The following is an 18,894-nucleotide window of genomic DNA, read 5'->3' on the forward strand; positions in this document are numbered from 1 at the left end:
ACCTCTCTCTTTGGACTCAGGGTCAACATACAAGGAGCGAGGCTTGCCCGCGAAGCTTTTAGCGGCATGATGACGCCTTCGCGGGCAAGCCTCGCTCCTACGGGGTATGGGGTGTTGCCCGAATTTCAGGCACAAAAAAGCCGCGTTTCAAACGCGGCTTTTTCTTGGGTCGAGGTTTTACACGTTGAAGCGGAAGTGCATCACATCGCCGTCTTTGACGATGTAGTCCTTGCCTTCCAGGCGCCATTTACCGGCTTCCTTGGTACCGGCTTCGCCTTTGTACTGGATGAAGTCGTTGTAGGCGATCACTTCGGCGCGGATGAAGCCTTTTTCGAAGTCGGTGTGGATCACGCCAGCGGCTTGCGGTGCGGTGGCACCGACGCGCACGGTCCAGGCGCGGACTTCTTCGACACCGGCGGTGAAGTAGGTCTGCAGGTGCAGCATTTCGTAGCCGGCGCGGATCACGCGGTTCAGACCTGGTTCTTCGAGGCCCAGGGCTTCGAGGAACATGTCTTTCTCTTCGCCGTCGTCGAGTTCGGCGATTTCCGCTTCAATCTTGTTGCAGACCGGAACGACCATGGCGCCTTCTTCTTCGGCGATGGCCTTGACCACGTCCAGGTGCGGGTTGTTCTCGAAACCGTCTTCAGCGACGTTGGCGATATACATGACCGGCTTGGTGGTCAGCAGGTGGAAGCCCTTGATCACCGCTTTTTCATCGGTGCTCATGGTCTTCATCAGGCTGCGCGCCGGCTTGCCGAGGGTGAAGTGAGCAATCAATTGCTCCAGCAGGCCCTTCTGAACCACGGCATCCTTGTCGCCGCCCTTGGCGTTACGCGCGACTTTCTGCAGTTGCTTCTCGCAGCTGTCGAGGTCGGCGAAGATCAGTTCCAGGTCGATGATTTCGATGTCACGTTTCGGGTCGACGCTGTTGGAGACGTGAATCACGTTCTCGTCTTCGAAGCAGCGGACCACGTGAGCGATGGCATCGGTTTCACGGATGTTGGCCAGGAACTTGTTGCCCAGGCCTTCGCCCTTCGACGCGCCGGCAACCAGGCCCGCGATGTCGACGAATTCCATGGTGGTCGGCAGGATGCGCTTTGGGTTGACGATGGCCGCCAATGCTTCCAGGCGCGGGTCCGGCATCGGCACGATACCGCTGTTGGGTTCGATGGTGCAGAAGGGGAAGTTCTCGGCCGCAATACCGGATTTGGTCAGGGCGTTGAACAGGGTGGACTTGCCGACGTTAGGCAGGCCGACGATGCCGCAATTGAATCCCATGGTGTTTCCCCTCGGGTAAAAAGTCAGGCCTTCTGGCTGTGCAGGTTTTTCATCGCGCGGTTCCATTCACCGGCGAGGATATCCGGCAGCACGCCGAGGGCAAAGTCGATGCTGGCATCGAGTTTTTCCTGTTCGGCGCGTGGCGCACGACCCAGGACGAAGTTTGAAACCATACTGGCAACGCCCGGGTGGCCAATGCCAAGCCGCAAGCGGTGAAAGGTATTCTGATTGCCCAATTGCGCAATGATGTCGCGCAACCCGTTGTGACCGCCATGGCCGCCGCCCTGTTTGAGCTTGGCGACGCCCGGAGGCAGGTCGAGTTCGTCATGCGCCACGAGGATTTCTTCAGGCTTGATGCGGAAGAAACCGGCAAGGGCCGCGACGGCCTGGCCGCTGCGGTTCATGTACGTGGTGGGAATCAGCAGACGAACATCCTGACCCTGATGCGAAAAGCGACCGGTCAGGCCGAAATATTTGCGGTCCGCCACAAGGTTTACGCCTTGTGCGTTCGCGATGCGCTCAACAAAAAGGGCCCCTGCGTTATGCCGGGTCTGTTCGTATTCAGCGCCTGGATTTCCCAGGCCAACGATCAGTTTGATGGCAGTCACGATAGGGGCCCTTCCTAGGAGTGGTGGATAACATCGCCGCAATCAGGGAGAGCGGCGAAAGTGGACGAAAATTGCTCATTTACCATGATGTAAACTCCGCGTTCTCGCCCGCTTTCTCGCTATGCTCTAGTCCGCGATGTTTCCGGTCACTCCGGCGAACAGAGTGAAATTACTCTGCTGCGCCTTCTTCGGTAGCTTCTGGAGCAACACGTGGAGCGTGGACGTTGGCAACAGCCTTGTCATCGCCGTGTGCCAGAGCCACGAACTCAACGCCTTTAGGGGCTTTGAGGTCCGACAGGTGAATGATCGAACCGATTTCGGCGTTAGCCAGATCGACTTCGATGAATTCAGGCAGGTCTTTCGGCAGGCAGGAAACTTCGATTTCCGAAGTAACGTGCGAGATTTCGCCGCCTTTCTTGGTCGGTGCTTCTTCGTTGATGAAGTGCACTGGAACGATAGCGGTCAGTTTCTGGCCAGCGACTACGCGTACGAAGTCAGCGTGCATCACGTGGCCTTTGGCCGGGTGACGCTGCAGGGCTTTGATCACGACGTTCTGCTTGGTGCCACCAACGTTCAGCTCGATGATGTGGCTGTAAGCCGCTTCGTTTTCGAGCAGTTTGGCAACTTCTTTGGCCAGCATGCTGATGGATTCAGGGGCTTTGTCGCCACCGTAAACTACAGCTGGAACCAGGCTTGCGAGACGACGCAGGCGGCGGCTCGCACCTTTCCCCAGGTCGGAACGCACTTCAGCATTCAGAGTAAAATCGTTCATGTTGTATCTCCAAAATAACCACACTCGCCCCAGCGTTTGCGACCAGCGCTAAAGGCGATATGGGCAAAAAAGCCCCGCCCCGACAGGAATGCCGGGGCGGGGCGCTTTTCGTCAACGAGACATTCGAAAAGGGCAGGGCCCTTAGCGGAACATCGCGCTGATCGATTCTTCATTGCTGATGCGGCGGACCGCCTCGGCAACTACCGGTGCGATATCCAGTTGACGGATACGCGCACAGGCTTGTGCTGCAGCGGACAGCGGAATGGTGTTGGTCACCACCAGCTCGTCCAGCACGGAATTTTCAATGTTTTCGATTGCCCGACCCGATAGCACAGGGTGCGTGCAGTAGGCGAAAACCTTGGCTGCGCCATGCTCTTTCAAGGCCTTGGCCGCGTGGCACAGGGTGCCGGCGGTATCGACCATGTCATCGACCAGAATACAGGTACGCCCTTCGACATCACCGATGATATGCATCACTTCAGAGTGATTGGCTTTCTCACGGCGTTTGTCGATGATCCCGAGATCCACGCCCAGGGATTTGGCGACGGCACGTGCACGCACGACGCCACCAATGTCCGGGGAGACGATCATCAGGTTTTCGAAGCGCTGATCTTCAATGTCATCCACCAGAACCGGGGAGCCGTAGATGTTATCTACCGGAATATCGAAGAAACCCTGGATTTGGTCAGCATGCAGATCAACCGTGAGAACACGGTCGATGCCGACTACGGTAAGCATGTCAGCCACGACTTTCGCGCTGATTGCCACACGTGCGGAACGCGGACGGCGATCCTGACGGGCATAACCAAAGTAAGGAATAACAGCAGTGATACGAGTAGCCGAGGAGCGGCGGAAGGCGTCAGCCATCACTACCAGTTCCATCAGGTTATCGTTGGTCGGAGCGCAAGTCGGCTGAATAATGAAGACGTCTTTACCGCGAACGTTTTCATTGATCTCGGCTGTGATTTCGCCGTCGGAGAATTTGCCGACAGAGATGTCACCGAGAGGGATATGCAGCTGACGTACGACACGCCGAGCCAGATCGGGGTTAGCATTCCCCGTAAAGACCATCATCTTGGACACGCGCAGTACCTAGAGGCTGAGGGTAACCTGGATGAGTATAGAAAATGGCAGGGGCGGCTGGATTCGAACCAACGCATGGCAGGATCAAAACCTGCTGCCTTACCGCTTGGCGACGCCCCTGTATCTGTTGCAACGATTACCCAGTAATCGGTTCTTTTAGAGCAGACTTTGCAGCTTGCGATGCAACATCGAGACGTTGCTTCCTTTTGCTACAAACCCTGTAAGGGTCTCTGTAAGAAGGGCCGAGACTTTATCAGCTTCAGCTTTGCTTGGGAAGCCCCCAAACACACAACTTCCAGTTCCGGTGAGTTTTGCTTCGGTAAATTTACCTAACAAATTCAAAGCGTTACGTACCTCTGGATAACGCCTTGTTACCACCGGCAAGCAGTCATTACGACTGTTTCCCTTGGGAACGGGGCGCACTTTAATGGGCGGCGTGTTACGTGTCAACAACGGATCGGAAAAAATTTCTGCCGTACTTACAGAGACTTGCGGAACGAGCACCACATACCACGGTTCTTCCGGGTCGACAGGGGTCAGTTTCTCTCCGACACCCTCGGCGAAAGCTGCGTGGCCGCGCACGAAAACCGGGACGTCGGCACCCAGCGTCAGGCCCAGTGCAGCCAACCGATCCTCATCCCAGCCCAGATGCCAGAGATGATTCAGGCCGAGCAGAGTGGTCGCGGCGTTCGAACTGCCGCCGCCGATCCCGCCACCCATGGGCAGAATCTTGTCGATCCAGATATCGATGCCCAGTTTGCTGCCAGATTGCTCTTGCAGTTTTTTGGCAGCCCTGACGATCAGGTTGCTGTCGTGGGGCACGCCCTCGAACTCGGTGTGCAGGCAAATGACACCGTCATCGCGAACAGCGAAGGTGATTTCATCGCCGTAGTCGAGAAACTGAAACATTGTCTGCAACTCGTGGTAACCGTCTTCGCGGCGACCCAGGATGTGCAGCATCAAATTGAGTTTGGCTGGCGAGGGCAAGGTCAGGCGATTGGCCGGCATGTCACTGCCCCAGTTTGCGAGGTTGCCAGGCCTTGATCACCAACGTGACATCAAGGTCGGTGCCGTGGAGTTTGATCCGCTCGGGCAACCAGTAGCCGTTTTGTTCGGTATAGGCGGTGTACTCCACCTGCCAGCCATCCTGTTCGAGATTGGCCAGGCGGCTGTCGCCATCCAGCGTCAGGCGGCTTTTACTGTCCGGAGCCGGAAGCCCGCGGACCCACCACGCCAGATTGGACACCGGCAATTTCCAGCCCAATTGTTCTTCCAGCAACACATCCGGAGAGGGGGCTTCATAGCGCCCCTGATTGGCCACTTCCAGGGAAACCTTGCCCGGGCGCCCGGTCAGGCGAGCGGCCCCGCGACCCAATGGGCCGGAGAGGCGGATGTCGTAGTAATCCTGGCGCTGCAACCAGAACAGCGTGCCGCTGCCTGAGTCCTTCGGTGCGCGGATGCCGATCTTGCCGTCGATCTGCCAGCCATCGAGGTTGGCCAACTGCTGTTTGTGCTCGCGCCATTGGGCAGGGTTGCCGTGGCCTTCGACCGATTCGCGAGCGCCGAAACCCGCACAGCCGGCGAGCAGGGCGATTAAGCTGAAAACAATGATGTGGCGCAAAAACATAATCTTAAAGGGTCTCTGATCCGGTCAGGCGCTTGATGGTACTGCGCAGAATAGGGCTGTCGGGTTGTTCCTTGAGGAATTTGCTCCAGATCTGCCTGGCTTCGCGTTGTTTGCCATTGGCCCACAGGACTTCGCCCAGATGCGCGGCGACTTCCTGGTCCGGGAAACGCTCCAGGGCTTGACGCAGCAAACGCTCGGCTTCGTCGAGGTTGCCCATGCGGAAGTTCACCCAGCCGAGGCTGTCGAGAACGGCCGGGTCTTCCGGGTTGATCTGGTGTGCCTGTTCGATCAAGGCCTTGGCTTCGACATAGCGAGTGGTGCGATCGGACAGGGTATATCCGAGCGCGTTCAGCGCCATGGCATTGTCCGGGTCACGCTTGATGATCTGGCGCAGGTCTTTTTCCATCTGCGCCAGGTCATTGCGTTTTTCCGCCTGCATGGCCCGGGTGTAAAGCAGGTTCAGGTCGTCCGGGTATTTTTGCAGTGCTTGTTCCAGTACCGCCCAGGCCTTGTCGGGCTGGTTGTTGGCGGACAGGGTTTCGGCTTCGATCAGGTAAAGCTGAATCGCATAGTCCGGCTGTTCGTCGCGTTCGGCCGCGAGCTTGCGCTGGGCTTCGGCGGTCCGGCCGTTGTTGATCAGGATGTCGGTCTGGCGCAACTGTGCCGGCAGGTAGTCGTTGCCAGGGCCGACCTGGCCGTACTCGATCAGCGCGCCTTGCGGGTCATTGCGTTCTTCGGCGATGCGGCCCAGGTTCAAATGCGCCGAGTCAACGTGGCTGTCCCGTGCGATCAGGTCTTCCAGGTAGCCCTTGGCCTCGTCCCAGGCCTTGGCTTCGAGACAGACCAGTGCCAGCGAATAACGCAGTTCGTCGTCATCCGGGTATTGCTGGACCAGGCTGGAGAACTCGGCCTTGGCGTCATCCATGCGGTTCTGCTCGACCAGCATGCGTGCGTACGTCAGGCGCAGGCGCTTGTCCTCCGGGTACTTCTTGATGCTTTTTTGCAGCAGCGGCAATGCTTCGTCGCCGCGGTCGAGGCTTTGCAGCAGCCGCGCGCGCAGCAGAATCGGGGCGATTTCGCCTTCGTCCGGCGGGTTGTCTTCCAGCAGGGTCAGTGCGCCTTTGGAGTCGCCGTCCTGTTGCAGCAACAGAGCCTTGCCGAAAATCAGTTGGCCATTGTTCGGGTGGCGTTGCAGCAAACGGTTGAAACTCTGCATCAAGCCGTTGCGGGTGTCCTGGTCGGTATCGGCCGCAGACAGCGCAAGGAAATCGAAATGCGTGTCGCCCTTGCCTTGCAGGACTTTCTCCATATAGACCATGGAGTCGTCATAGCGCCCGGCGCGTGCCAGTTGAATGGCCGCCGCCCGTTGTGCCTCGAGGTCGTCCGGGGCGTTTTTCGCCCAGATCAGCGCGGTGTCCAGGGCGGCTTGATCGGCACCCAGGTATTCGGCGATGCGAAATGCCCGCTCGGAAATGCCCGGATCCTGAGTGTTGATGGCCTGGGTCACGTAGTTATCCAGCGCAATGTCGAAGCGATTGCGCTGACCAGCGAGTTCGGCACTCAGCAGGCTGAAGACCGTGTCTTCACTGAATGAGCTGTAAACCTTGGGCTTTTCGGGCACCGGAGTGCTGTCTTCCACCGCGGACGAACTGTCCGGCGACACGGGGGCCAAGGCCTGGCAGCCGCTGAGGAAGACAAAAGCGAGGAGCAACGCGGAAGATCTATTCATATAGGAAGAAGGACGACTAACCTGCGGTCGGATCATCATGACACAAGCCTTGGGCCAAACATAACCGGCCCGGCAATTTACCCGCGCGCCGGGTAAACGAGAAGCGCTCGCAACTCGCGGTACTTCCTGTGGGGGCGATAGATATCGAGTAGTTGTTCTCGATCTGTCGAAGTAGGACAATTGCCGGCTTCACGTCACCATCAGCGACTTTGAATGGCCTTCCTTGCACTCGGTATTAACCACAAGACTGCTTCAGTAGACGTCCGCGAGCGCGTGGCCTTTACCCCTGAGCAGCTGGTTGAGGCCTTGCAGCAGCTCTGCCGACTCACCGACAGCCGCGAAGCTGCGATCCTCTCCACCTGCAATCGCAGTGAACTCTATATAGAACAGGATCACCTGTCGGCGGATACCGTGCTGCGCTGGTTGGCCGATTATCATCATTTGAGCCTGGATGAACTGCGTGCGAGCAGTTATGTGCACGAAGATGATGCGGCAGTTCGTCACATGATGCGCGTGGCTTCCGGGCTCGATTCGCTGGTGTTGGGTGAGCCTCAGATTCTCGGGCAGATGAAATCGGCGTATGCCGTGGCTCGCGAGGCGGGCACCATCGGGCCGCTGCTCGGGCGCTTGTTCCAGGCCACGTTCAATGCCGCCAAGCAAGTGCGCACCGACACCGCCATCGGTGAGAACCCGGTGTCCGTGGCCTTTGCCGCGGTCAGCCTGGCGAAACAGATTTTCAGCGACTTGCAGCGCAGCCAGGCGCTGTTGATCGGCGCGGGCGAGACCATCACCCTGGTCGCCCGCCATCTGCATGATCTGGGGGTCAAGCGTATCGTTGTGGCCAACCGCACTCTGGAACGCGCCAGCATTCTGGCCGAGCAGTTTGGCGCGCATGCGGTATTGCTGTCGGATATTCCGGCTGAACTGGTGCGCAGCGACATCGTCATCAGTTCAACCGCCAGCCAGTTGCCGATCCTCGGCAAGGGCGCTGTGGAAAGCGCGCTGAAGCTGCGCAAGCACAAACCTATTTTCATGGTGGACATCGCCGTTCCGCGGGATATCGAGCCGGAAGTCGGCGAGTTGGACGACGTTTATCTCTACAGCGTCGACGATCTCCACGAAGTTGTCGCCGAGAACCTCAAGAGCCGCCAGGGCGCCGCCCAGGCCGCGGAAGAGATGGTCTCGGTCGGTGCCGAAGATTTCATGATCCGCTTGCGCGAACTGGCGGCAGTCGACGTGCTCAAGGCCTATCGTCAACAGAGTGAACGTCTGCGCGACGAAGAATTGCAAAAGGCCCAGCGTCTGCTGGCCAACGGCGGCAGCGCCGAAGAAGTGCTGGTGCAACTGGCGCGGGGCCTGACCAACAAACTCTTGCACGCACCCAGCGTGCAGTTGAAAAAGCTCTCTGCCGAAGGTCGCCTCGATGCGCTGGCGATGGCCCAGGAACTCTTTGCCCTCAATGAGGGCTCATCGGATAGCTTTTCGGATAAGAAACCGCAATGAAAGCGTCACTGCTCAATAAGCTGGACATCCTCCAGGACCGTTTCGAGGAACTGACCGCCTTGCTTGGCGATGGCGAGGTCATTTCCGATCAGAACAAATTCCGCACCTACTCCAAGGAATACGCGGAAGTCGAGCCGATCGTCGAAACCTATAAACAGCTGCTCAAAGTGCAAGGCGACCTCGAAGGTGCCCAGGCACTGCTCAAGGACAGCGACCCGGACATGCGCGAGATGGCCGTGGAAGAAGTCCGCGAAGCCAAGGAACGCCTGGTCGAACTGGAAGCCAGCCTGCAACGCATGCTGTTGCCCAAGGACCCGAATGACGGACGCAACGTGTTCCTCGAAATCCGTGCCGGCACCGGCGGCGACGAGGCGGCGATTTTCTCCGGCGACCTGTTCCGCATGTATTCGCGATACGCCGAGCGTCGCGGCTGGCGCGTGGAGATCCTTTCGGAAAACGAGGGTGAGCACGGCGGCTATAAAGAAGTCATCGCCCGGGTCGAAGGCGACAACGTCTACGGCAAGCTGAAGTTCGAATCCGGTGCGCACCGCGTGCAACGGGTACCGGCTACCGAGTCCCAGGGTCGTATCCATACTTCGGCCTGTACTGTGGCGGTGTTGCCCGAGCCGGACGAGCAAGAGGCCATCGAGATCAATCCGGCGGATTTGCGGATCGACACTTACCGCTCCTCGGGGGCCGGTGGTCAGCACGTGAACAAAACCGATTCGGCCATTCGTATCACGCACTTGCCATCCGGCATCGTTGTGGAATGCCAGGAGGAGCGTTCGCAGCACAAGAACCGCGCCCGTGCGATGTCCTGGTTGTCGGCCAAACTCAACGACCAGCAGACCAGCGCCGCGGCCAACGCCATTGCCAGCGAGCGCAAGTTGCTGGTCGGTTCCGGTGACCGCTCCGAACGCATTCGCACCTACAACTTTGCCCAGGGCCGGGTCACCGACCATCGGGTCAACCTGACGCTGTATTCGCTCGATGAAATCCTCGCCGGTGGCGTCGATGCGGTGATCGAGCCGTTGCTGGCCGAATACCAGGCTGATCAACTCGCGGCGATAGGTGAGTAAATGACGATCATTGCCAGTTTGTTGCGCGCCGCCGATTTGCCCGACTCGCCCACGGCGCGCCTGGACGCCGAACTGTTGCTGGCGGCGGCGTTGGGCAAGTCCCGCAGTTTTTTGCACACCTGGCCGGAACGTATCGTGCCGAGCGAAGCGGCGCTGACCTTCGCCGAGTTTTTGCAACGCCGTCGTGGCGGTGAGCCGGTGGCCTACATTCTTGGCCAGCAAGGTTTCTGGAAGCTTGATCTGGAAGTGGCACCACACACATTGATTCCGCGCCCGGATACCGAACTTCTGGTCGAAGCCGCACTTGAATTGCTGCCCGCCACGCCGGCAAAAGTACTGGACCTCGGCACCGGCAGTGGCGCAATCGCCCTGGCCCTGGCCAGCGAACGTCCTGCGTGGAAGGTCACGGCCGTAGACCGCGTGCTGGAAGCCGTTGCCCTGGCCGAGCGCAATCGCCAGCGTCTGCACCTGCACAATGCCACGGTTCTGTGCAGCCACTGGTTCAGTGCGCTGCAAGGGCAACGATTCGAGTTGATCATCAGTAATCCGCCTTACATCGCCGCCGCCGATCCGCATCTGGTGGAAGGCGACGTGCGCTTCGAACCGGCCAGCGCTCTGGTCGCGGGTGTCGACGGGCTCGATGATTTGCGCTTGATCGTCGCCCAGGCACCGGATCATCTGGAAGCGGGTGGCTGGCTGATGCTCGAACACGGTTACGATCAGGCCGAGGCGGTGCGCGATTTGCTCTTGACCCGTGGTTTTGAACAGGTCCATAGCCGCACCGATCTGGGGGGGCATCAACGCATCAGCCTGGGACGCCTGCCATGCTGAATGATCAGGAATTGCTGCGCTACAGCCGACAGATCCTGTTGCAGCACATCGACATCGACGGTCAATTGCGCTTGAAGGACAGCCGCGTGCTGATCGTCGGCCTCGGCGGTCTGGGTGCTCCGGTGGCGCTGTATCTGGCGGCGGCGGGGGTGGGTGAAATGCATCTGGCGGACTTCGACACCGTCGACCTGACCAACCTGCAGCGCCAGATCATCCATGACACCGACAGCGTCGGCATGAGCAAGGTCGATTCAGCGATCAAGCGCCTGACGGCCATCAACCCCGAGATTCAACTGGTTGCCCATCGCACGGCATTGGATGAAGACTCCCTGGCCGCGGCGGTGGCCGGCGTGGATTTGGTGCTCGACTGTTGCGACAACTTTTCCACCCGTGAAGCGGTGAATGCCGCGTGTGTGGCTGCCGGTAAGCCACTGGTCAGCGGCGCGGCGATTCGTCTGGAGGGGCAATTGTCGGTGTTCGACCCACGCCGCCCGGAAAGCCCGTGCTACCACTGTTTGTACGGGCACGGCAGCGAAGCCGAATTGACCTGCAGCGAGGCCGGAGTGGTGGGGCCGCTGGTGGGTTTGGTGGGCAGCTTGCAGGCGCTCGAAGCGCTGAAGTTGCTGGCCGTTTTCGGCGAGCCACTGGTGGGGCGCCTGTTGTTGATCGATGCCTTGGGCTCGCGCTTCCGTGAATTGCGGGTCAAGCGCGATCCGGGTTGCAGCGTCTGTGGGCCAAAGCATGCGTGAAGCGCCGATCGGCGTGTTCGACTCCGGCGTCGGTGGACTTTCGGTGCTGGCCGAAATCCAGCGTTTGCTGCCCAACGAATCACTCTTGTACGTCGCCGATTGCGGGAATATCCCTTACGGCGAAAAGACGCCGGAATTTATCCGCCAGCGCTGCAGCGTCATGGCCAAGTTCTTTGAGCGCCAGGGCGCCAAGGCCCTGGTACTGGCCTGCAATACGGCGACGGTTGCAGGGGTTGCTGACTTGCGTCGCGATTATCCGCAGTGGCCCATCGTCGGCATGGAACCTGCCGTCAAACCGGCCGCCGCCGCCACCCGCAGTGGCGTGGTCGGAGTGCTCGCCACCACCGGCACCTTGCAGAGCGCCAAGTTCGCCGCGCTGCTCGACCGTTTCGCCACTGATGTTCGGGTGATCACCCAGCCTTGCCCCGGGTTGGTGGAGCTGATCGAGAACGGCGATTTGCACAGTACGGCTTTGCGTGAAATGCTTGAGGGTTACGTCGGGCCGCTGCTTGGCGCAGGCGCTGACACCATCATCCTGGGGTGCACGCATTACCCTTTTCTCAAACCGTTGCTCAGGCAGATGATCCCCGACGACATCAGCCTGATCGATACCGGCGCGGCGGTCGCCCGACAACTTCAGCGGCTTTTGGCCGATCGCCAATTGCTGGCTGAAGGACCTGCGCGTCCTGCACAGTTCTGGAGCAGTGCCGATCCAGACCATTTCGCAAATATATTGCCGGTTTTGTGGAATAAAGCTGGGGTTGTGCGAAGCTTTGAAGCGTAGGCAAGTCTTAGGGGGGCGTTGAAAAAAATCGGGGTGAACTTCTGATAAATCGCCGACTTCTATAGCTGTGAATGTCGAGCAACAAAAATACCAAACGTAATCGTTCGGAAAAGGAAGTTTCTAATGAAGCGTCTATTTTGTTTGGCCGCGATTGCGGCTGCATTGATGGGGCACAGTTTCACTGCACAGGCCGCAGGTGTGGAATTTGCGGTCGGCCAGACCGGCGAGTCAACCATGACTTATCGACTGGGCATGCAGTTCAATTGGGACCAGAGCTGGTGGCAAACCGACGTCGGTCGCCTGACCGGTTACTGGAGCGGCGCTTACACCTATTGGGAAGGTGACAAGACTTCGAGTAACAACAGTCTGTCGTTCTCGCCCGTGTTGGTTTACGAATTCGCCGGCCAGAACGTCAAACCCTACGTCGAGCTTGGGGTTGGCGTGGCGCTTTTCTCCGACACTGAAATCGAAAACAACGATCTGGGTAGCTCGTTTCAGTTCGAGGACCGTTTCGGCGTTGGCCTGCGCTTTGCCGGCGGGCATGAAGTCGGTGTTCGGGCCACTCACTATTCCAATGCCGGGATCAGCAGTCCCAATAACGGGGTAGAGAGCTACGCGTTGCATTACACGATGCCTTTGTAAGGCTGATACAAGATCCCATGCAGGAGCGAGCAGGCTCGCTGCTGCATGGGTAATCAGCGATACGCCGTCGAAATCCCCTGGCGCTCCTCAATGCATTCCGGCGCACCCATCTCGAACTCACGACAGATCAACGGGCGTTTCTCGTAGATGGTGCACATCATCGTGTTGCGATCCAGCGCGGCACACCAGCCGTCATCCAGACGCAACATGACCTCGCCACCCCAGTCATCGGTATCGATATAGCGTTCGGGTACGCCTGTATCGGTGATCAACATGACTTCGAGCTGGCAGCAGCAGGCGGCACAAGTCGAGCAGGTCACCGCGGGAATGGCGATTTGCGTATGAGGGATGGTTTTCATGGCGCGCAGTGTAAGGCAGTGGCGCGGTGCTGTGTGAAAGTGCAGACGGGCGCGGTGTCAGGGCTGGTCCTTGATTGGCGGGTTGCGGCGCACCATTCTTTTGCCGATCTCCAGTTTTACCTGATCCGGCATTTTCGACATTGGCCATAGGGCGGCCATGAACATTCCTGGAAACGTTATCTCCAGCGGCCGATCCCTGAGTTTGCTGACGATGTGCCGTGCGGCTTTGTCCGCAGGCCAGCTCTGGGGCATGGGAAAGTCGTTTTTCGCCGTCAGCGGTGTATTGGCCAAACCAGGACTGACCACGGTGACTTCAATCCCTTGTGGGGCAAGGTTGATACGCGAGGATTCGAACAAGTAACGCAAGCCGGCCTTCGAGGCGCCATGGGCTTCTGCCTGCGGCAGCGGCAGGTAGGTCACCGAACTGGCCACCCCCACCAGGTGCGGGGCGATGCCTTTGCGCAGCAGAGGCAAGGCGGCTTCGATGCAATAGCTGCTGGCGAGCAGATTGGTGCGCACCACATGCTCGACGATCGAGGTGTCGAATTGCTTGGCATCCACGTATTCACAGGTGCCCGCATTGAGGATCACCGTATCCAGAGAACCCCATTGCTCGGCGATCTGTTCGCCGATTTCACGTACGGTCTGACTGTTGGTCAGGTTGCCTGCCACCACCAGAACTTGTCCCGGATAACGTTGGGACATGTCTTTGAGCTGCGTCAGCGAGCGTGAGCTGACGGCCACGTGGGCACCGGTCTTGAGGATTTCTTCGGCCATCGCGGCACCAATGCCGTTGCTGGCACCGGTCAACCAGTATCGACGTGGCGGTGTCAGGATCATCCCTTTCTCCTTTTCAGCCTGGTAATCAACTGGCCCGACAGGGGGTTGTGTTTTTGGAGAGCAGCACCGGCATCGAAGTGATGTTGGTGGCAAAAAATGTTGTCGTGCTGTTGCAGGAAGCTAATCATGCAAGCCTCCGGCATTTTGCCGTGTCGGCAGGTTTTTGAATGCAGCCAGGGCGCGCGCGCGCGATGCGCTCAGATCGACAATCGGCGATGGATAGTTGGCTACGCCGAACAACCCACCGAGGTGAGCGGGGTTGTGCAGCTCTTTTTTGTTCAGCCCGGACAGTTCCGGCAGCCAGTGCTTGATGAATACACCTTCAGCGTCGAACTTTTCCGACTGGCTCAACGGATTGAAGATCCGAAAGTAAGGCGCTGAATCAGTGCCGGTGGACGAGCTCCACTGCCAGCCGCCATTGTTGGCGGCGAGGTCGCCGTCGATCAGGTTACGCATGAAAAAACGCTCGCCCTCGCGCCAGTCGATCAGCAGATTCTTGGTCAGGAACATCGCCACGATCATGCGCAGACGGTTGTGCATCCAACCGGTTTCCAGCAGCTGGCGCATGGCGGCATCAATGATCGGCAGTCCGGTACGGCCCTCCTGCCAGGCTGCGAGCTCTTCGGGGGCGTGGCGCCAGGCCAGGGCTTCGGTTTCCGGGCGGAAGGCACGATGACGGGAAACCCTCGGGTAGCCCACCAAAATGTGCTTATAGAACTCGCGCCATAGCAGTTCATTGATCCAAGTGACTGCTCCGACTTTGCCACTTTCGAACTCGCCCTGATTGCTTTGCAGTGCGGCATGCAGGCATTGACGTGGTGAAATCACCCCGGCGGCGAGGTACGCCGAAAGTTGGCTGGTGCCGGGCTTGGCCGGGAAATCGCGCTCGCTCTGGTAATAGTCGATCTGTATGTCGGCGAAAGTATCGAGCCGCTGGCGGGCTTCGGTTTCTCCGGCGGGCCACAGCGCTTGAAGGCTGGCGGCAGGTGTCTCGAATCCTTCGACACGGGTGGGGACCGGATCGCTGAGAATCCCAAGCGGCGCCTGGGCCATTGGTGTACTGACCAATCGCGGCAGCGCATGGTGCAGGCGTTCGTAGCAGACCTTGCGGAATTGACTGAAAACCTGAAAGTACGTGCCGGTTCTGGTCAGGATACTGCCCGGCTTGAACAGCAACTGATCAAGGTAACTGTGGAATTCGATGCCTTGGCCTGCCAGTGTTTTCGCAACGGCAGCGTCCCGGCGGGTTTCGTGAATGCCGTATTCCTCGTTTACATGTACAGCTTCGATGCGCAGTTGCCGGCAAACATCGAGCAGTACTTTCGGTGCGTCATCCCAGCGCGCAGCCTCGCGAATCAGCAGCGGAATGTTCAATTGGCTCAGCACCTGGCTCAGCTGATCGAGATTGCGTAACCAGAAATCCACTTTGCACGGCGCATCGTCGTGTTCCAGCCATTGCTCCGGGCTGAGCAGGTACACCGCCACGCACGGGCCAACCGCAGCGGCAGCCGAGAGGGCGGTGTTGTCATGTGAGCGCAAGTCGCTGCGCAGCCAGATCAATTGCATGTGATGTCCGTACCAAACCTTATAAAAACGCTACTAAATGAGCCCACGCTGAACCAGCACCTGATGTGCCAACAATGGATCTTCGGCCAGGTGTAAATCGGCAATTTCTGAAGCTTTAGCGGACAACTCGGCGTGGTGAATGCACACCGTTGGTCCAACGATCAATTTTGGGCAGCTGACGTTGTTCAAAAGTTTCGGCAATTGCGAAATGTTTATGGCTTTGCTGGAAAAAAGCAGTACGCCGCGAGCTTGCAGATAATCCGCTGCGACGGCCAGTTCGCCAACAGGCAGCGGCCAGTCGAACACTTCCACCGGGCAATCGGCGCTGCTGATCAGCCAGGCGGTGAGCCACAGGTGAGGTTCCAGTGGCAGGTCCGAATGGTTGATCAAGAGCAATGGCGGTGCGTGCAACTGACGATTGTTGTGGTAGATGCGCGCCCCGAATTTGCTGCGCAGCCAGGAATAAAAAAATACCCGTTCCATCTGTGCGCCGAACTGGCCTTGCCAGCGTTGCTCCAGCTCCGCCAGCAGCGGCAACAACAATTGCTCACACAGTGTTCGCGGCGGATAGAGCGCCATGGCCTGATTGACGGTGTCGTCCAGAGGGCGTTCGGTCAGTTTCGTGACCGCCACCAGCAAGCTATGACGCAGCCTTTGCCAGTCGTTCTCCACCGGTTGGCTGAAAGTCTGTGGGGTATCGAGCAGTTGTTTGACCTGGCTGACGGCAACACCACGGTTGAGCCAGGTGAGGATCGTGTGGATGCGCTGTATGTGTTCGCTGGAAAACAGACGATGCCCCTTGGGCGTACGTTGCGGAACGATCAGGCCGTAGCGCCGTTCCCAGGCGCGTAGCGTCACGGCGTTGACGCCGGTCTGCCGGGCTACCTCGCGGATCGGCAACCAGCCTTCATCCAGGGCCTTTTTAAAGTCGTCGCCCAAGTCCTCGCTGGCGCTGCTGTCAGCTAGGTCTTTCATCAGATTGCGTTTCGCAGGCTGAGATTTTCCGGGTGCGGTTGCAGGTAGACCTGCTGCGCGATGTACGGGTCGGGGTGTTGCCGAAAGTGATGCTTGAGCAATGTCAGCGGCACCACCAGAGGCACGATGCCGTGGCGGTATTGGCCGATCACGTGTTGCACTTCCTGTTTGTCGTCGGCGCTGAGGGTTTTTTTCAGGTAGCCACTGAGGTGTTGCAGCACGTTGGTGTGGGTGCGGCGGGTTGCACACTTTTTCAGTGCAGCCATCAATTCGCTGAAATATTGCGGGCCGAGTGTTTCTGGATCGGTCTTGCCCATGTTGCCCAGCAGATTGCCCAAGGCTTTGTACTGCACCGGGTTGTGAGCCATCAGCAGGTACTTGTAGCGCGAATGAAAGTCCGTCAGGCCACGGCGACTCAGGCCTTCTTTGAGTAAATGCTGCCAGGCGCTGTAGGCAAATACGCGGGTAAGGAAATTCTCGCGCAACACCGGGTCGTTGAGCCGCCCGTCTTCTTCCACTGGCAAGTCCGGGTGCTGCGCGCAAAAAGCCCGGGCATAAATCCCCTGGCCGCCGCCGTCCACCGGCGCACCGTTGGCGTGATAGACCTTTACGCGTTCCAGGCCGCAAGACGGGGATTTTTGCATGAAAATGTAGCCGCAAATGTCGCCGAGTTCCGCCGCCATTTTCCGTCCGTACTCGGCCAGCGGCCGGGTGACGTTGATCTCACGATCGACCGTGCCAACGGCTTGCGGCTGGAGCGGATCACCCACCAACCGAATGGGCTCGCGTGGAATGCCCAGGCCAATGGCAACTTCCGGGCACACCGTTACGAAATCGAAGTAATCGGTGAGGGTGCGACTGCACAGCCGCGACTCCTTGTGCCCGCCGTTGTAGCGCACCTCGGCGCCCATCAGGCAGGCACTGATGGCGATTTTCGGTTTGTTGGGGGGCAGGGGCATCGGAATACCTCGGAATCAAAACCTATACAGATGAAAAATTCTGTACAACTTGGGTTCATCATAGATTCAAAGGTGTGCAAGTCAAATCTTTTGTATAAGTTTTTCTCGATGCTCGCTTGTTGCAGAGGTTCTTACGACCAGCCCAACCGCCAAGTGCTGCTGTCCTGCAAGGTTTGCCATGCACAGCGTTCACTGCGTCGGGTCAATACGGCCTGCAGTTCGATTTCCCGGACCGTTCCCTCGTCGTCACGAAACAGCTCGGTGACCAGAAAGTGTTTTTCGCGGTTCTGCGGGTGGGCTGCTGTCCATTTCGACAGCAGCAATTTGCTCGGATTGATGCGGTTCACTGCAAGTGCTCATGCAGACGACGGGCTGCTTCCTGGCCGCTGAGCCAGGCACCTTCGACACGTCCGGACAGGCACCAGTCGCCACAGGCATACAAGCCCAGATCGGCATCCGCCAGCGTGCCCCATTCGTGGCTGCTGGCTGGACGAGCGTAGAGCCAGCGGTGGGCCAGGCTGAAGCTCGGCGCGGGCATCGAATCATGTAGCAGTTCGGCGAACGCACCGTGCAATTGTTCGATCACTGCTTCCTTTGGCAAGTCGATGTGCTGGCGGCTCCAGGTGCTGGTGGCGTGCAGCACCCACGTGTCGAGCGTGTTGTCGCGCCCTGGCTTGCTGCGGTTGCGGGCCAGCCAGTCGAGCGGGCTGTCTTGCACGAAACAGCCTTCCATCGGCGTTTCCAGCGGCGTTTCGAAAGCCAGGGCGACGGCCCAGGTGGGGTCCATTTTGACCCCGGCGGCAGCCCCCGCGAGCTTCGGTGCAGAGGCCAGCAGTGCCGTCGCTTGCGGTGCCGGCGTAGCGATCACTACGTGACTGAAGGGGCCGTGGGTAAAACCCTCGGCATCCTGCAGGTGCCAGTGTTGTTCGCCGCGATAGACCTCGGTGATCCGGCAGGCGAAATGCACTTCGAGGTCACCGAGCAGCGCCCTCGTGATGGCGCTCATGCGCGGCGTGCCGACCCAGCGGGTCTGCTCATCCGGCGACAGATTGAGCTGGCCGCCATGGTAGGTGTACAGCTGCGGCGTCCACTCGGCCACCCAGCCGTTGGCTTGCCAGCGTTGCACTTCAGTGACGAAGCGGCGGTCGCGGGCAGTAAAGTATTGCGCACCCATGTCCAGAGCGCCCGCATCGCTGCGCTTGCTCGACATGCGTCCGCCACTGCCGCGGCTTTTATCGAAAAGTTGCACGACATGCCCTGCATCTGTCAGGGCTTGTGCGGCTGAGAGTCCGGCGATGCCGGTGCCGATGATTGCGATAGGTACAGTCATAAGGGCCTCGTTTACCTTTCTGTACAGACTACGCCGGGGTTGAAACCTGTACAATATTGTTTTTTGGTATAACTTTTAGCGTTATCGTTCTGACAGCTTGGCCTATTGTTAAACACAGAGCCTGCCCGATATCAAAGATCCCTTGCTTATAAAAATAGACTAGTGATCAAGGTAAAACGC

General features: G+C 58.8%; 20 protein-coding genes and 1 tRNA gene. 6 read left to right on the forward strand and 15 right to left on the reverse strand.

What is annotated here, in order from left to right; genetic code table 11:
- Positions 1-177 precede the first annotated feature (177 nt).
- The 8 genes from ychF to D8U73_RS01740 form a co-directional block, all read right to left on the reverse strand.
- Positions 178-1,278: a redox-regulated ATPase YchF gene (gene ychF, locus D8U73_RS01705; RefSeq protein WP_015096822.1), complete on the reverse strand. Its 1,101-nt coding sequence runs from the start codon at positions 1,276-1,278 to the stop codon at positions 178-180.
- A gap of 23 nt (positions 1,279-1,301) precedes the next feature.
- Positions 1,302-1,886 carry an aminoacyl-tRNA hydrolase gene (pth, locus tag D8U73_RS01710; RefSeq protein WP_056853278.1) on the reverse strand — a complete coding sequence of 195 codons (585 nt, stop codon included), beginning with the start codon at positions 1,884-1,886 and terminating at the stop codon, positions 1,302-1,304.
- A 169-nt stretch (positions 1,887-2,055) separates the two neighbouring features.
- The gene (locus tag D8U73_RS01715; protein WP_130903566.1) at positions 2,056-2,658 is read right to left on the reverse strand and encodes a 50S ribosomal protein L25/general stress protein Ctc; all 603 of its coding nucleotides are present in this window, start codon (positions 2,656-2,658) and stop codon (positions 2,056-2,058) included.
- A 141-nt stretch (positions 2,659-2,799) separates the two neighbouring features.
- A complete protein-coding gene (locus D8U73_RS01720) occupies positions 2,800-3,741 on the reverse strand; it encodes a ribose-phosphate pyrophosphokinase (RefSeq protein WP_003171603.1) in 942 nt (313 codons plus the stop codon).
- Positions 3,742-3,786: 45 nt separating this feature from the next.
- Positions 3,787-3,861, reverse strand: a tRNA-Gln gene (locus D8U73_RS01725).
- A gap of 36 nt (positions 3,862-3,897) precedes the next feature.
- A complete protein-coding gene (gene ispE / locus D8U73_RS01730) occupies positions 3,898-4,749 on the reverse strand; it encodes a 4-(cytidine 5'-diphospho)-2-C-methyl-D-erythritol kinase (protein WP_130903567.1) in 852 nt (283 codons plus the stop codon).
- 1 nt (position 4,750) lies between these two features.
- On the reverse strand, positions 4,751-5,368 hold the full coding sequence (gene lolB, locus D8U73_RS01735) for a lipoprotein insertase outer membrane protein LolB (protein WP_130903568.1): 618 nt from the start codon (positions 5,366-5,368) through the stop codon (positions 4,751-4,753).
- Positions 5,369-5,372: 4 nt separating this feature from the next.
- Positions 5,373-7,097 (reverse strand): tetratricopeptide repeat protein, encoded by a 1,725-nt coding sequence (locus D8U73_RS01740; RefSeq protein ID WP_130903569.1) that lies wholly within the window; start codon positions 7,095-7,097, stop codon positions 5,373-5,375.
- Between the two features lie 213 nt (positions 7,098-7,310).
- Between D8U73_RS01740 and hemA the strand changes: the two genes are divergently transcribed.
- The 6 genes from hemA (at position 7,311) to D8U73_RS01770 (ending at position 12,685) form a co-directional block, all read left to right on the forward strand.
- Complete coding sequence (gene hemA / locus D8U73_RS01745) at positions 7,311-8,600, forward strand: glutamyl-tRNA reductase (RefSeq protein ID WP_056853273.1); 1,290 nt, start codon at positions 7,311-7,313, stop codon at positions 8,598-8,600.
- Complete coding sequence (gene prfA, locus D8U73_RS01750) at positions 8,597-9,679, forward strand: peptide chain release factor 1 (protein ID WP_047533169.1); 1,083 nt, start codon at positions 8,597-8,599, stop codon at positions 9,677-9,679. The genes hemA and prfA overlap by 4 nt, the downstream gene beginning before the upstream one ends.
- Positions 9,680-10,510, forward strand: coding sequence for a peptide chain release factor N(5)-glutamine methyltransferase (prmC, locus tag D8U73_RS01755; protein WP_056853272.1), 831 nt, complete (start codon positions 9,680-9,682; stop codon positions 10,508-10,510).
- Positions 10,504-11,259: a molybdopterin-synthase adenylyltransferase MoeB gene (locus tag D8U73_RS01760; RefSeq protein ID WP_130903570.1), complete on the forward strand. Its 756-nt coding sequence runs from the start codon at positions 10,504-10,506 to the stop codon at positions 11,257-11,259. The genes prmC and D8U73_RS01760 overlap by 7 nt, the downstream gene beginning before the upstream one ends.
- On the forward strand, positions 11,252-12,043 hold the full coding sequence (gene murI / locus D8U73_RS01765) for a glutamate racemase (RefSeq protein WP_130903571.1): 792 nt from the start codon (positions 11,252-11,254) through the stop codon (positions 12,041-12,043). Before D8U73_RS01760 ends, murI begins: the two co-directional genes overlap by 8 nt.
- Positions 12,044-12,166: 123 nt before the next feature.
- Positions 12,167-12,685, forward strand: a complete 519-nt coding sequence (locus D8U73_RS01770; RefSeq protein ID WP_130903572.1) for an acyloxyacyl hydrolase — start codon at positions 12,167-12,169, stop codon at positions 12,683-12,685.
- A 53-nt stretch (positions 12,686-12,738) separates the two neighbouring features.
- On the opposite strand, the gene D8U73_RS01775 is transcribed toward D8U73_RS01770, so the two are convergent.
- From D8U73_RS01775 to D8U73_RS01805, 7 genes are all read right to left on the reverse strand, one after another.
- Complete coding sequence (locus D8U73_RS01775; RefSeq protein WP_056853268.1) at positions 12,739-13,044, reverse strand: YkgJ family cysteine cluster protein; 306 nt, start codon at positions 13,042-13,044, stop codon at positions 12,739-12,741.
- Between the two features lie 57 nt (positions 13,045-13,101).
- On the reverse strand, positions 13,102-13,884 hold the full coding sequence (locus D8U73_RS01780) for an SDR family oxidoreductase (RefSeq protein ID WP_056853267.1): 783 nt from the start codon (positions 13,882-13,884) through the stop codon (positions 13,102-13,104).
- Between the two features lie 120 nt (positions 13,885-14,004).
- Positions 14,005-15,450 (reverse strand): deoxyribodipyrimidine photo-lyase, encoded by a 1,446-nt coding sequence (gene phrB, locus D8U73_RS01785; RefSeq protein ID WP_130903573.1) that lies wholly within the window; start codon positions 15,448-15,450, stop codon positions 14,005-14,007.
- A 33-nt stretch (positions 15,451-15,483) separates the two neighbouring features.
- Complete coding sequence (locus D8U73_RS01790) at positions 15,484-16,425, reverse strand: MerR family transcriptional regulator (protein WP_056853265.1); 942 nt, start codon at positions 16,423-16,425, stop codon at positions 15,484-15,486.
- Positions 16,425-17,384, reverse strand: a complete 960-nt coding sequence (locus tag D8U73_RS01795; protein ID WP_130903574.1) for a DUF523 and DUF1722 domain-containing protein — start codon at positions 17,382-17,384, stop codon at positions 16,425-16,427. The genes D8U73_RS01790 and D8U73_RS01795 overlap by 1 nt, the downstream gene beginning before the upstream one ends.
- A 131-nt stretch (positions 17,385-17,515) precedes the next feature.
- On the reverse strand, positions 17,516-17,731 hold the full coding sequence (locus D8U73_RS01800; RefSeq protein WP_056853263.1) for a TIGR02450 family Trp-rich protein: 216 nt from the start codon (positions 17,729-17,731) through the stop codon (positions 17,516-17,518).
- Complete coding sequence (locus D8U73_RS01805; RefSeq protein WP_056853262.1) at positions 17,728-18,714, reverse strand: NAD(P)/FAD-dependent oxidoreductase; 987 nt, start codon at positions 18,712-18,714, stop codon at positions 17,728-17,730. Before D8U73_RS01805 ends, D8U73_RS01800 begins: the two co-directional genes overlap by 4 nt.
- Between the last annotated feature and the right edge of the window lie 180 nt (positions 18,715-18,894).

Source organism: Pseudomonas sp. Sample_22 (assembly GCF_004307635.1).
In the GTDB taxonomy this organism is placed as follows: Bacteria; Pseudomonadota; Gammaproteobacteria; order Pseudomonadales; family Pseudomonadaceae; genus Aquipseudomonas.